Below are 12,041 nucleotides of genomic sequence, written 5' to 3'. Positions count from 1 at the left end.
AGCGGCCCGAGGCGATTCATCGCATCCAGATTCGCCGTGGCCTCTTCGGGCGATTGCCCGCCGGACAGGAACACGATCCCCGGCACCGCCGACGGCACCGTGCGCCTGAGCACCCGCACGGTGTGCGCCGCGATCTCCGCGGTGGACGATTGCTGTGCGTGCTCGGAGCCCGCCAGCACCATGCTCGGCTTGAGCAGAATATGTTCGAGCACGACGCGATGCCGGTGCAGCGCGTTGAACACCTCGTGCAACACGGCCTCGGTGACTTCCGCGCTGCGTCCGATGGTGTGCTCGCCGTCCATCAGCACTTCCGGTTCGACGATCGGCACGATGCCCGCTTCCTGCGAGATCGCCGCGTAGCGCGCCAGCGAGTCGGCGTTCGCTTCGACGGCAAGGCGGCTCGGCAAGCTCGCCGTGATGTTGTAGACCGCGCGCCATTTCGCAAAGCGCGCGCCTTGCCGCTTGTAATCGACGAAACGTTTGGCGAGGCCGTCGAGGCCTTCGGTGATCTCGTCGCCCGGCGCGAGCGCCAGCGCGATCTTGCCGAGGTCGACCTTGATGCCGGGCACGACGCCGTTGCGGGCGCAGAGCTGTGGAAAAGGCGTACCGTCGTCGGCTTTCTGGCCGAGTGTTTCCTCATAAAGGATCACGCCGCTCACGAATTCGCCGAGCCCCGCCGTGGTGAGCAGCAGGTTGCGATAGGCGCGGCGATTTTCCTCACTGGATTCGAGGCCGATCGTCCTGAACCGTTTGGCGATGGTCGGGCCGCTTTCGTCGGCGGCGAGAAGACCTTTGCCGGGTTGAACCATCGCCTTGACGGTGGCTTGCAGCTCGCTACGGGTATCCATGAGGTGTGCTCCCTTTAATCCGGTTGCGGGTGAGGTCTTGCTCATTCACCGATCAGAGGCAAGACAATGTCTCGATGCTGCGTACGACTGCGGTGTTCGAACAGATACAAACCTTGCCACGTGCCGAGCACCATCTCGCCATGCTCGACCGGTACCGACAATTGCACCTGGGTCAGCGCCGTGCGCAGATGCGCAGGCACTCGGCGATTTCCGCAGCGTTAGCCGGACGGACCACGCGTGCGACTTCGGCGCCATCGCGCAGAAAGATCAGCGTAGGCCAGAGTTTGACCTTGAAGGAGCGGCCCAGCGGACGGCCCGGGCCGTCTTCGACTTTGAGATGCCGGATGCCGGCATGCGGTTCGAACGCTTTGGCGATCGACGCTTGCGCGCCCTGACAGAAGCCGCACCAGTTGGTGCCGAATTCCATGACCGTGGCGCCGGGCAGGGCGTCGACTTCGGCTCGCGAGGGCGCTTGAGAGGAGTAGGGTGTCAAGGTTGCCATGGGTGCTGTGCTCCGATGCTTTTACCTGCGCGGCCAGGGGTTTTCGCTTACGTCGCTCACGTCGCCTGGTCGGTTACGTGACGCCCTGCCGCGCGTGGATTGGGTAAAGAGTAGCAGCTATGGCCGGGATCGTCAGTGGGGCGGGCGCCTCCTTCGCCGCACAAATGTCACACAAACGCATGGTGTTGTCAGCGCGGCATGTTAAACATCACGATTCGTTCTAGCGGCACCCTCGCATTCAGGAAAGGACATGGCAGAAAAGATCTACTTTCGGCATCCGGCCACGCATGACACTGTGGCGCTCGCCACCGGCTTCAGTTGGGGCGCGTTGCTGTTGGGCTTCGTCTGGGCCCTGTCGAAGAGAATGTGGTTTGCCGCGTTCATCATGCTGGCAGTCAATACGCTGCTGTTTTTCTCCGGCTTGTGGGGCGATACGATCGGCACGATCGGACTGGTGCTGTCCGTGCTGTTCGGCGTTGCCTGTGGGGTCTATGGCAACCAGTGGCACCGCTCGGCGCTCGAACAGCGCGGCTACGTCGTCGTGCCGCCGGCCGGCGAGGGTGATCCGACGGGAGTGGATATTGCCAAGGCTCAAACCACTCATGCGCGTCCCCCCACGCGAGTCCCCTGAAGCACGCCGCCGAGTTTCTTCCCACCGCCAAGGAGGCATCCGATGCCGATTGCAATTGCCCCAAGCACGTCTGTCCCGTCTGTTGCTCTGTCTATCAGCCCCTCTATCACGCCTGTCGCACCCATCGCGATGCTGCGCCGCGGCTTGCGGTGCGCGGCAGTCGTCGCGTCGCTCTGTGCCGCGCCGCTTGCGCACAGCGCCGATCCTGCCGCCGCACCGGCGCCTGGCGCGCCGGTCATATCGGCCGAACCTGGCACCCAGGCCGGCACGCAAGCCGGCACGCAAGCCGCCGCGCCCGACGACACTTTCCTGCTCACCATCTTCCTGCGTCACGACGAGTCGAAACCGCTGCCGAAAATCAACGACCAGTTGCGCGCACAAGGATTCTTCAAGACCTTTCCGCCGCCGGGTATCGAGGTCGTGTCGTGGTACGTGATGATGGGCATCGGCCAGGTGGTCACGCTGCGCGTGCCGGCCAGCCGTCTGCGTGAAGTCAACCGGGCCATCGAGACGACGGCATGGGGCGGCTATCGCACCGAGTTTTATCCGACCTACGATTACAAGGCGCAAGCGCAGAAAATGCGCGCAACGGACGGCAAGTAGCGGCGTCCGCGCCGCAGCGCGTTGGCAATGGCCCGCAACGCGCTTGTGGGATGCGGGAGTGCGGGTTTACGTGTCCGCAAGCCAGGACGATAATGCCCCGGTTGTTCTGGCCACGAAGTCGGCGGCGTGCATCGTGCGTTGCTGACCCGCTTCCCCTGACCCTCCGCCCCTCGTGTTGAAAACCTCCCGTTTTTTCGACCTGCTGCGCATCCCTGGCTTCAAGCCGCTGGCCGCCGCCACCCTCATGCTCGGGGTGGCGATGTCGTTTACCGCTCCGTATCTGTCGCTGTTCGGTGTCGAGCGCGCCGGCATGACGCCGCTCAAGCTCGGTATCTTCATGACGCTGATCGCCGCCAGCGGGGTGCTCGCCAGCACCTTCGCCGGCCGTTGGAGCGACGCGAGCGGCCGGCATCGGCCGTTGTTGCTGGCGGCGCTGGTGGCCGCCGCACTCGGCTATCTCTGTCTATGCGTGGTGCGTGACTATCGCTTGCTGCTGGCGGTCGGCATTGTCTTTATCGGCGCGGGCGGCTCGGCCATTTCGATGGTGTTCTCGTTCAGCCGCGCGGCGCTGCCGGTGCCGGACCCCGCGGAACGCGCGTTCGCCAGCGCCACCTTGCGGACCATTCTTTCGGCGGCGTGGGTGTTCGGTCCGTCGGTGGGGGCACTGGTGCTCGCCGGCACCGGCTTCTACGGACTCTTCCTGTTCGCGGCGGCGAGTTTCGCGACCTGCGCGACCATCGTCTGGCGCATGCGCGAGCCGCAAGGCCATCTGGGGGATCACACGGTGGAAGATACGGCGTCGGAACCGTCCGCCTCGATCAGTGTGCCGCCGCTGACCGCGCCCGGCGAAGAAGCCCACGAGGACCTGCCGGGCGTCGCCTCGCCGAACGACATCCGCCGTGCCGTGGCCGCGCTCACCTTGCTCGGGCTCGCCGCCAACGCCACCATGATCGTGTTGCCGCTTTACATCGTGCACGGTCTGAACGGCACGCATCTGGACGTGTCGGTCATGCTCGGTCTCGGCGCCCTGATGGAGATTCCGATGATGCTCGCGCTCGGCGCGAAGTCGTCGACGCTGCATAAACCCAACTGGCTGGCCGCCTGCGCCGCGGTTCACGCGGTGTATTTCGTCGCGATGTCGCTGGCGGGAACCGTCCACGTTCTGATTCCGATGCAGATGCTCAACGCGTTCGTGGTCGCGGTGACCTCCTGCCTCGGCATGGTCTACGTGCAGGATCTGATGCCGCAGGCGCCGGGCCGCGCGACCGCGCTGTTCTTCAACGCGGCGCGGGTCGGCTCGATTCTCTCCGGTGTGCTGTCGGGTTTGCTGGTGCAGGCATTCAGCTATCGCGGCACGTTTCTGTTCTGCGGTTTGCTGGCGCTTTGCGCGTTGGTGCTGTTCGCCGTGCCGGGTTACCGCTATCCGCTGATGTGGCGCGCGGTGCGGCGTTTCGCGCGCACGCAATACGGGAAGGTTCAGGCGCGGCGGCGATAGGGCTGCGGTGGCGGGCGGTTGAAGCGCAACTCACAAGCGGCACGCATTGCGCGTTTCGTCTGAAGCATCTGGACGATCCGCGGGCGCGCGATGTGATCCAGCTGGCGGCGCGCCGCTTCGGCTGGCAGCCGCGAACGCGGCAGGGCGGCCTGGCACGTGGGGCGCATGGCGGCATCGGCGGCGCGAATGGTGCCGTTAGCGCCAATGGTCTGATCGAAACCTGCGGCCCGGCTACGGCTCGCAATCGACGTCCGATTGGAACTTTAGTCGGCACAATATCTCTGCAAAGAAGCGTATCGTCGTTTGACGCAGCCGGGCATGCCCGATTCGCTGCGCCGGCGACGCGAGACTGCTACCGTGTGTCCTCGGATCACACCAAGGCAACCACAGTCAGGAGAGCCACTTGCCGCGCACGAAGCACACGGCGTGGCGCAACGTAGGGAAGCACCGCGAAACAGATCGAGCAGCGCAACCAGACACTTACCGGAGCGAGATATGCAGCTAGGCATGATTGGATTGGGACGCATGGGCGCCGACATGGTGCGACGCCTGACGAAGGGCGGTCAGCAATGCATTGCTTACGACGTGCAACCGGCTGCGGTGGACAAGCTGAAACAGGATGGCGTGGCGGGTGCCACGTCGCTCGAAGACCTCGTCGCGCAGCTGGAGAAACCGCGTGCAGTGTGGCTGATGGTGCCGGCGGCTGTCGTCGACAAGACGCTCGAGAACCTCGTGCCCTTGCTGGAACCCGGCGACATCGTCATCGACGGCGGCAACTCCTACTACCACGACGACATTCGCCGCGGCGCCGAGCTGGCGAAGCGTCAGTTGCACTATGTGGACGTCGGCACGAGCGGCGGCGTGGCGGGACGTGAGCGCGGCTACTGCCTGATGATCGGCGGCGAAACCGAGGTCGTGCGGCGGCTCGAACCGGTTTTCTCGACGCTCGCGCCGGGCGCCGGCTCCGCACCGGCCACACCGGGCCGCACCGCCGGCGAGAGTACGGCCGATCAGGGCTTCCTGCATTGCGGTCCGCAGGGTGCGGGGCACTTTGTGAAGATGGTCCACAACGGCATCGAGTACGGCATGATGGCCGCCTATGCCGAAGGCCTGAACATTTTGCGCCACGCCGACGCCGGCAAACACGCGCGCGAAGCCGACGCCGAAACCTCGCCGCTGCGCCGTCCCGAGCTTTACCAATACGATCTGAATCTCGCCGAGGTGACCGAGGTATGGCGCCGCGGCAGCGTGATCGGCTCGTGGCTGCTAGACCTGATCGCCGGGTCGCTCGTCAGCGACGCCGATCTGACCCACTACGCAGGACGCGTATCGGATTCGGGCGAAGGGCGCTGGACGGTGGCCGCGGCGATCGACGAAGGTGTGCCCACGCCCGTGCTGAGCGCCGCGCTGTTCGCGCGTTTCAGCTCGCGCGGCGAGGCGGATTTCGCGAACCGGGTGTTGTCGGCCATGCGCAATGACTTCGGCGGTCACGTCGAGAAACCGGCCACGCCGGCCGACGGACCGAAGCGCTAATTCACGGGAGCCGTCATGGATGACCCTAATGCCACCCCTCGCGCCACCCCTCACGACGTCGTGTTTCTGTTCGATTGCGATAACACGTTACTGGACAACGATCATGTGCTGGCGGACCTGCGCGCGCACATGATGCGGGATTTCGGCGAGCAGAACAGCGCACGCTACTGGGAGATTTTCGAAAATTTGCGCGCGGAGCTTGGTTACGCCGATTATCTGGGCGCGTTGCAACGATATCGGCAGGAGCATCCACGGGACACGCGCCTGCTGCTGATGTCCTCGTTTCTGATTGATTATCCGTTTGCGAACCGCCTGTATCCGGGGGCACTGGATGCGATCCGGCATGTGTCCAAGCGCGGGCCGGCAGTGATCCTTTCCGACGGGGACGTCGTGTTCCAGCCGCGAAAGATTGCCCGCTCGGGCTTATGGGACGAGGTCGAAGGGCGGGTTTTGATCTACATCCATAAAGAGCAGATGCTCGATCAGGTGATGGAGTGTTATCCCGCCAGGCACTACGTCATGGTGGATGACAAATTGCGGATTCTGACCGCCATGAAGAAGGCCTGGGGCGAGAAGCTGACTACCGTCTTTCCGCGCCAGGGGCACTATGCGTTCGATCCCAGGGAGATTGCGAGCAATCCGCCCGCGGATGTGACGGTCGAGCGGATTGGGGAATTGGCCGAGTTGAATCTTGATGAGATGTTGTCGAGCGGGAAGGGTTAGGAACCCAGTTTCTTCAAATGGGCTTGCGCTTGTCCGGCGCCCATTCTGCCGGCGGCGTCCATTGCCGTGACGCCGTTGGCGTCGCGCGCCTTGGGGTCCGCGCCGTGGGCAATCAGCAAGTCCATGATCTCGGTGCGATTGAACATCGCGGCAATCATCAATGCTGTGCGTCCATCCGGCGAGGGGCCTTCAACGTCGGCGCCATGCGCGAGCAAGGTTTCAATGACAGCGTTGAAACCCTTGAACGCGGCACCCGCGATGGGTGTCTGGCCGTTGTCGTTGCGCAGATCCGGATCGGCTCCATGCTCGAGCAGTGTGCGCACCGCATCCGCATGGCCGTGATAGCTCGCCAGCATCACGAGACTGTCGCCTTTGTCGTTGCGCAAATTGGGTGGCACGCCTTTTTCGATCACCGTGGCGAGCATGGCGGCATCGCCGCGCCGCGCGAGGTCGAAAACTTCTTGCGCCACGGCGAGCAGATCCGGATCGATCTCCGGTTTGGCGGGCGGGGAAGGTTCAGGGTGGTTCGTCACAGGAATCTCCTTGCAATGATGCGGGCCGCCGAAACGGCACCGGAAAGATCCATCAGGATACACATTCCGCACCGCGGACGCCCGCCCGGCAGCATGCTAGGCAAGGCCCAGCAGTTTGACCAGCAAGCCGAACACGCCCACGAGCACGGCGACGCCGGCGCACAACAACACGAGCGTGAGAGCGAGAATCAGGGGGGCTTTGAGGCGGCTGGGAGTCGGCATGGTGGTTGTTCAGAATTGTGGGGGAGCAGTAAAGGAGCACCGGATGCGGTCCGCCGTCGCATTTGGCGGCAAGAGCTTAATCGCATTTACTTAATGTTCGCTTAAAGACTAGCGCAAGCCTGGCGGCCTCCAGTGCACCGACTGTCCAACAGCGTACAGACAAGTCCGCCAAATGAGCGCATGATCCTTGCTTGGCGCGCGGCATGGTCCGGTCTGTGAGGTCTATATCAGGTCTGTTCAAAACACGCGTGCAATCGGTTGCCCACCGTCACATCGCAGGCGATCAACGCCATGCAGCCGGCGGGCTAAAGGAAAAATCATGACATCCGCAATCTGGGGCATCGTGGCCGGCACGGTTCTGATGTTCGGCGCTTCGATCTACCTGCGTCAGCTTCGTCTTCTGCACCGCCCCGACCGCCGCTGGACGGGCAAGAAACGTTGATTCGTCCCACCTCCTCAAAAAAGGAAGCTCCATGTCACCACTACCTTCTCAAAAGCGTGCGCCCTCGCCGGCACGTCAAGCCGATTCGCCGGGCGCCGTGCGCGACCGGCGCGCCGAACTCGGTCGCGCCGATGAAGCGCGCGCCGAGCAACGCGAGCAAGACGACGCGCGCAACGATCCCAATGCCAGCAAATGGCGCTACCGTCCGCCGCAACGCGACGACAAGGAGCAGCAGGGTTAACGCCTGCATTGAATATCAGCGTACGAAGAGTCGAGCGGGCATTAGCTATCGTTCGGGCCGGCAATCGGATCGGCCGCCACACTATTCGCGCTTGCCGCACAGACGCAACGCATACACGCAACGCATACACGAAAGCGGCGCACGCGCGTCGCAAGATCAAGCTTTGGACGATCGCGTCGAACCATGACGCGCGCTTCCTGTCACACCCCTGACGATTCCCGGCCCGACCTCCAGAACCTTGCGCCACGGACCTTTGGCACTACGCCTTCCTGATGTCATGCGCATGACAGGACGGCCGAAATGGCTGGTTTTTTCCGTCGGCCGCGTCAGGAACAACCGCTGCAGCACCCGCTAACCTGCCTGACTGTCCTTTCCTAGGAGTGACGCCATGGCCGAAGCACTCTCCCGTCCGACCCCGCCGCAAACCCTCGAGCCCGACACGTTACGCAAGATGGATCGCTACTGGCGCGCCTGCAATTACCTCTCGGCCGGCATGATCTACCTGCGCGACAATCCGCTGTTGCGCGAACCGCTGAAACCCGAACACATCAAGAACCGTTTGCTGGGCCATTGGGGCTCGGATCCTGGGCAGAGCTTCCTGCTGGTGCATCTGAACCGGCTGATCAGGAAGCTCGATCTGAACGTGATCTATATTGCCGGCCCGGGCCATGGCGCGCCTGCCACGCTGGCCCATTGCTACCTCGAAGGCCATTACTCGGAAATCTATCCCGACCGCAGTGAGGACGAAGCCGGCATGCAACGCTTCTTCCGGCAGTTCTCGTTTCCCGGCGGGATCGGCTCGCATTGCACACCCGAAACACCGGGCTCGATTCACGAAGGGGGCGAGCTCGGCTATAGCCTCTCGCATGGCTACGGCGCCGCATTCGACAACCCCGATCTGATCGTCGCGGTGATGGTCGGCGACGGCGAGGCGGAAACCGGCCCGCTTGCCACCTCATGGCACTCGAACAAGTTTCTCAATCCGATTCGCGACGGCGCGGTGTTGCCGATCCTGCATCTGAACGGCTACAAGATCGCCAATCCGACGATCCTCGCGCGGATTCCCCGCGAGGAACTCGAGGCCTTGCTGACCGGTTACGGCCACAAGCCGTATTTCGTCGAGGGCGACGATCCTGACACCATGCATCAACAAATGGCCGCGACGCTGGAACAATGCGTCGGCGAAATCCGCGCGATCCAGCAACACGCGCGCGAGGCCAATGACGCGACGCGGCCGCGCTGGCCGATGATCGTGCTGCGCTCGCCAAAAGGCTGGACCGGGCCGAAGGAAGTCGACGGTCATCAGGTGGAGGGTTCGTGGCGTGCGCACCAGGTGCCGGTGCTCGATCCCGTCACCAACAGCAAGAGTCTGAAGCTGGTCGAGAACTGGCTGCGCAGTTATGAGCCGGAGTCGCTATTCGACGAAGCGGGGCGTCTGGTCGAAGAACTGCGCGAACTGGCGCCCGAAGGCACGCGCCGCATCAGCGCGAATCCGCATGCGAACGGCGGCATGCTGTGCAAAACGCTCGACCTGCCGGCGTTTCGCGACTACGCGGTGACGGTGAAGAAGCCTGCCGGCTCGTACCTCTCGCCCACTGAGGTGCTCGGTACGTTTCTGCGCGACGTGATGCGCCGGAACATGACGAACTTCCGCGTCTTCGGGCCCGATGAAACCGCCAGCAACAAGCTGACGGCCATCTATGAGGCGTCGGAGAAAACCTGGCTGGCCGAAACCATGACCAGCGACGCCGACGGCGGCGAGCTCTCAGTGGATGGCCGCGTGATGGAGATGCTGAGCGAGCACACGCTCGAAGGCTGGTTCGAAGGCTACGTGCTGACTGGACGCCACGGGCTTTTCGCGACCTATGAAGCGTTCGTGCACGTGATCGATTCCATGTTCAACCAGCACGCCAAGTGGCTGGAGAAAGCCAAACGCGATCTTGGCTGGCGGCAACCGGTGCCGTCGATCAACCTGTTGATCACGTCGCTCGTGTGGCGGCAGGATCACAACGGCTTCACGCACCAGGATCCCGGCTTTCTCGATGTCGTCACCAACAAGAGCCCGGACGTGGTGCGTATTTATCTGCCGCCGGACGCCAACTGTCTGCTGAGCGTGGCCGACCATTGCCTGAGATCGCGCGATTACGTCAATGTGATCGTCGCCGACAAGCAGCCGCATCTGCAGTACCTCGACATGGATTCGGCCGTCATCCATTGCACCAAGGGGATCGGCATCTGGGATTGGGCGTCGACGGATCAAGGCGTCGAGCCGGACGTGGTGATGGCCTGCGCCGGCGACATCGCGACGATGGAAGCGCTAGCGGCCGTGCAGATTTTGAAGGAGCGCTTTCCCGACTTGAAGATCCGCTTTGTCAACGTGGTCGATCTGTTTCGCCTGATGCCTGAAAACGCGCATCCGCACGGCCTGTCGGAGCGTGATTTCGATTCGCTGTTCACCACCAGCAAGCCGGTGATTTTCAACTTTCATTCATATGCGTCGCTGGTGCACAAGCTCACGTATAACCGCACCAATCATGACAACCTGCATGTGCATGGCTATCACGAGAAAGGCAACATCAACACGCCGCTCGAGCTGGCGATCATCAACCAGGTCGACCGTTTCTCGCTGGCGATCGACGTGATCGATCGCGTGCCGGCGCTGCGCGGCGTCGGCGATCACGCCAAAGAGTGGCTGCGTGGGCAGGTGATCGCGCATCTGGCGTATGCGCATGCCGAGGGCATCGACAAGGAAGAGATCCGTAACTGGACGTGGAAAGGCTGAGCGAGGCTCGATATGGAGACCGACAAGCAGACTGACCCTCAGAGTGACGAAGCGACGATTCTCGTGTTGAACAGCGGTTCGTCGTCGCTGAAGTTCGGGCTGTTCGCGCACTCGGGCGATGACGAATCCTTGCTGCTGGAAGGCAGCGCCGAAGGCATCGGACGAGGCGATGGCAGCTTGCGGATCAAGTCGCCCGACGGCAGCGTGCTGGTGCAGCAGGAACAGCTGCTGGAGTCGCAGACCGACGCGTTGCAGAAGCTCTCGCGGGTCCTCACCGAGCAGAAACACGGGCGGCCCGCGGCGGTGGGACATCGCGTGGTGCATGGCGGGCCGCATCTGCGAACGCATCAGCGCTTGACACCTGAAGTCCGGCAACGCTTGCAGGACGCCGTGCACTTCGCGCCGTTGCATATTCCACCGGCGCTGGCGTTGATCGACGAGGCGTCGGCGATCTTTGCCGATGCGCAGCATTTCGCCTGCTTCGATACGGCGTTTCATGCAACGCTGCCGCCGCGCGCCGCGCAGCTTGCATTGCCGCGCCGTTATGTGGAGGCCGGCGTGATTCGCTATGGTTTTCATGGGCTCTCGTATGAGTCGCTGGTGACGCGGCTTGGCGCCGCTTTGCCGCCGCGAGCGGTGTTCGCGCATCTGGGTAACGGATCGAGTTTGTGTGCGTTGCGGGATGGCAGATCCGTGGACACGTCGATGGGTTTGACGCCGACCGGCGGTGTGCCGATGGGCACGCGCAGCGGCGACCTCGATCCGGGCGTGCTGCTGTATCTGATGCGGGTGGAGAAGCTCGATGCCGATGCGCTGGAGACGCTGTTGAATCGCCAAAGCGGGCTGGCCGGGTTCGCCGATGGCGAGAGCGATATGCAGGCGTTGGAGAAGCGCGCCGCGGCGGGCGATGTGAATGCTTCGCTGGCGCTGGATGCGTTTGCGACTGCGGTGCGCAAGACGATTGGTGCTTATGCGGCTTTGCTGGGCGGGATCGATTTGCTGGTGTTCACGGGTGGCATCGGCGAGCACAGTGAGGAGATCCGCAAGCGGGTGTGCGAGGGGCTTGCGTTTTTGGGGCTATCGGACGGGGACTCGGCGGGGAAGGTGAGGGCGATTCATACGGAGGAGGAGAAGCAGATTGCGAGGCATTGCCGGGGGATGTTGGGCGGGTCCGGCTGAGGTTATGGTGGTGTGGGTGTTGGTTTTATTGTTTGGGTTTTATTGTTTGGGTTTTATTGTGGTGTGGTCGAGGACGGCCGTTACGCCGAACAGGCGTGTGACGTCTTCGAGTGCCGCGGTTCTTTGCTGCTCATAATTGAGTTCGCCGAGCAGTTTGATGCGGCCGTGGGAGACTTTGACTTCTATCGTGTTTTTGGGGATCGCTGCGTCCCAGGATAGGCGGGTTTTGGCTTCGGTGGAGATTTGTGAATCGGTTAGGCGTGTGCTTGTTGCGCTTGGGCGTGCGCCGGCTGAACTTGGGCCTGCG

General features: G+C 63.2%; 14 protein-coding genes and 1 pseudogene. 9 read left to right on the top strand and 6 right to left on the bottom strand.

Translation table 11 applies throughout. The features are described 5' to 3' along the window. The 3 genes and pseudogenes from QOC89_RS23515 to QOC89_RS23505 form a co-directional block, all read right to left on the bottom strand. Positions 1 to 848: class I fructose-bisphosphate aldolase (locus QOC89_RS23515; RefSeq protein ID WP_323047211.1), on the bottom strand; the 848-nt coding region annotated here is incomplete at its 3' end. 41 nt (positions 849 to 889) lie between these two features. Then, positions 890 to 1,048 (bottom strand): annotated as a pseudogene (locus QOC89_RS23510) (YjbQ family protein); the annotation flags it as partial. Next, positions 1,021 to 1,350 carry a thioredoxin family protein gene (locus QOC89_RS23505; RefSeq protein ID WP_323047210.1) on the bottom strand — a complete coding sequence of 110 codons (330 nt, stop codon included), beginning with the start codon at positions 1,348 to 1,350 and terminating at the stop codon, positions 1,021 to 1,023. The gene QOC89_RS23505 and the pseudogene QOC89_RS23510, both read right to left, overlap by 28 nt. 250 nt (positions 1,351 to 1,600) lie before the next feature. Between QOC89_RS23505 and QOC89_RS23500 the strand changes: the two genes are divergently transcribed. The 5 genes from QOC89_RS23500 (at position 1,601) to QOC89_RS23480 (ending at position 6,335) form a co-directional block, all read left to right on the top strand. Further along, positions 1,601 to 1,981, top strand: a complete 381-nt coding sequence (locus QOC89_RS23500; protein ID WP_323047209.1) for a DUF2628 domain-containing protein — start codon at positions 1,601 to 1,603, stop codon at positions 1,979 to 1,981. Positions 1,982 to 2,110: 129 nt separating this feature from the next. After that, a complete protein-coding gene (locus tag QOC89_RS23495; protein WP_323047213.1) occupies positions 2,111 to 2,584 on the top strand; it encodes a hypothetical protein in 474 nt (157 codons plus the stop codon). A gap of 172 nt (positions 2,585 to 2,756) precedes the next feature. Further along, positions 2,757 to 4,079, top strand: a complete 1,323-nt coding sequence (locus tag QOC89_RS23490; RefSeq protein WP_323047208.1) for a sugar efflux transporter — start codon at positions 2,757 to 2,759, stop codon at positions 4,077 to 4,079. 495 nt (positions 4,080 to 4,574) lie between these two features. After that, the gene (gene gnd / locus QOC89_RS23485) at positions 4,575 to 5,612 is read left to right on the top strand and encodes a phosphogluconate dehydrogenase (NAD(+)-dependent, decarboxylating) (protein WP_323047207.1); all 1,038 of its coding nucleotides are present in this window, start codon (positions 4,575 to 4,577) and stop codon (positions 5,610 to 5,612) included. A gap of 15 nt (positions 5,613 to 5,627) precedes the next feature. Further along, entirely contained in the window at positions 5,628 to 6,335 is a 708-nt protein-coding gene (locus QOC89_RS23480; RefSeq protein ID WP_323047206.1) for an HAD family hydrolase, read from the top strand. Here the strand turns inward: QOC89_RS23480 and QOC89_RS23475 are convergent. Next, positions 6,332 to 6,868 (bottom strand): ankyrin repeat domain-containing protein, encoded by a 537-nt coding sequence (locus QOC89_RS23475; protein WP_323047205.1) that lies wholly within the window; start codon positions 6,866 to 6,868, stop codon positions 6,332 to 6,334. The two genes, QOC89_RS23480 and QOC89_RS23475, sit on opposite strands and share 4 nt — an antisense overlap. Positions 6,869 to 6,964: 96 nt before the next feature. Beyond that, positions 6,965 to 7,090: a hypothetical protein gene (locus QOC89_RS23470; protein ID WP_323047204.1), complete on the bottom strand. Its 126-nt coding sequence runs from the start codon at positions 7,088 to 7,090 to the stop codon at positions 6,965 to 6,967. Between the two features lie 319 nt (positions 7,091 to 7,409). On the opposite strand from QOC89_RS23470, the gene QOC89_RS23465 reads away from it, so the two are divergent. The 4 genes from QOC89_RS23465 (at position 7,410) to QOC89_RS23450 (ending at position 11,734) form a co-directional block, all read left to right on the top strand. Continuing rightward, complete coding sequence (locus QOC89_RS23465) at positions 7,410 to 7,532, top strand: hypothetical protein (protein WP_323047203.1); 123 nt, start codon at positions 7,410 to 7,412, stop codon at positions 7,530 to 7,532. A 31-nt stretch (positions 7,533 to 7,563) separates the two neighbouring features. Beyond that, the gene (locus tag QOC89_RS23460; protein WP_179737520.1) at positions 7,564 to 7,773 is read left to right on the top strand and encodes a hypothetical protein; all 210 of its coding nucleotides are present in this window, start codon (positions 7,564 to 7,566) and stop codon (positions 7,771 to 7,773) included. A 388-nt stretch (positions 7,774 to 8,161) separates the two neighbouring features. Continuing rightward, entirely contained in the window at positions 8,162 to 10,555 is a 2,394-nt protein-coding gene (locus tag QOC89_RS23455) for a phosphoketolase family protein (protein WP_323047202.1), read from the top strand. A 12-nt stretch (positions 10,556 to 10,567) separates the two neighbouring features. Then, entirely contained in the window at positions 10,568 to 11,734 is a 1,167-nt protein-coding gene (locus QOC89_RS23450; protein WP_323047201.1) for an acetate/propionate family kinase, read from the top strand. A 39-nt stretch (positions 11,735 to 11,773) separates the two neighbouring features. Here the strand turns inward: QOC89_RS23450 and QOC89_RS23445 are convergent. Further along, positions 11,774 to 12,041 (bottom strand): BON domain-containing protein (locus QOC89_RS23445; protein WP_416340448.1); only part of this gene is annotated, 268 nt, incomplete at its 5' end.

This window comes from Paraburkholderia sp. (assembly GCF_034668105.1).
Lineage (GTDB): Bacteria > Pseudomonadota > Gammaproteobacteria > Burkholderiales > Burkholderiaceae > Paraburkholderia.
The sequence above is the reverse complement of the archived record's forward strand: the minus strand, read 5'-3'. Positions and strand labels throughout refer to the sequence as shown.

Excerpts from the sequence above, each read along its gene's own strand:
- QOC89_RS23505 (WP_323047210.1), bottom strand. The coding sequence starts at position 1,350 with ATGGCAACCTTGACACCCTACTCCTCTCAAGCGCCCTCGCGAGCCGAA.
- QOC89_RS23500 (WP_323047209.1), top strand. The coding sequence starts at position 1,601 with ATGGCAGAAAAGATCTACTTTCGGCATCCGGCCACGCATGACACTGTG.
- QOC89_RS23495 (WP_323047213.1), top strand. The coding sequence starts at position 2,111 with ATGCTGCGCCGCGGCTTGCGGTGCGCGGCAGTCGTCGCGTCGCTCTGT.
- gnd (WP_323047207.1), top strand. The coding sequence starts at position 4,575 with ATGCAGCTAGGCATGATTGGATTGGGACGCATGGGCGCCGACATGGTG.
- QOC89_RS23480 (WP_323047206.1), top strand. The coding sequence starts at position 5,628 with ATGGATGACCCTAATGCCACCCCTCGCGCCACCCCTCACGACGTCGTG.
- QOC89_RS23470 (WP_323047204.1), bottom strand. The coding sequence starts at position 7,090 with ATGCCGACTCCCAGCCGCCTCAAAGCCCCCCTGATTCTCGCTCTCACG.
- QOC89_RS23465 (WP_323047203.1), top strand. The coding sequence starts at position 7,410 with ATGACATCCGCAATCTGGGGCATCGTGGCCGGCACGGTTCTGATGTTC.
- QOC89_RS23460 (WP_179737520.1), top strand. The coding sequence starts at position 7,564 with ATGTCACCACTACCTTCTCAAAAGCGTGCGCCCTCGCCGGCACGTCAA.
- QOC89_RS23455 (WP_323047202.1), top strand. The coding sequence starts at position 8,162 with ATGGCCGAAGCACTCTCCCGTCCGACCCCGCCGCAAACCCTCGAGCCC.
- QOC89_RS23450 (WP_323047201.1), top strand. The coding sequence starts at position 10,568 with ATGGAGACCGACAAGCAGACTGACCCTCAGAGTGACGAAGCGACGATT.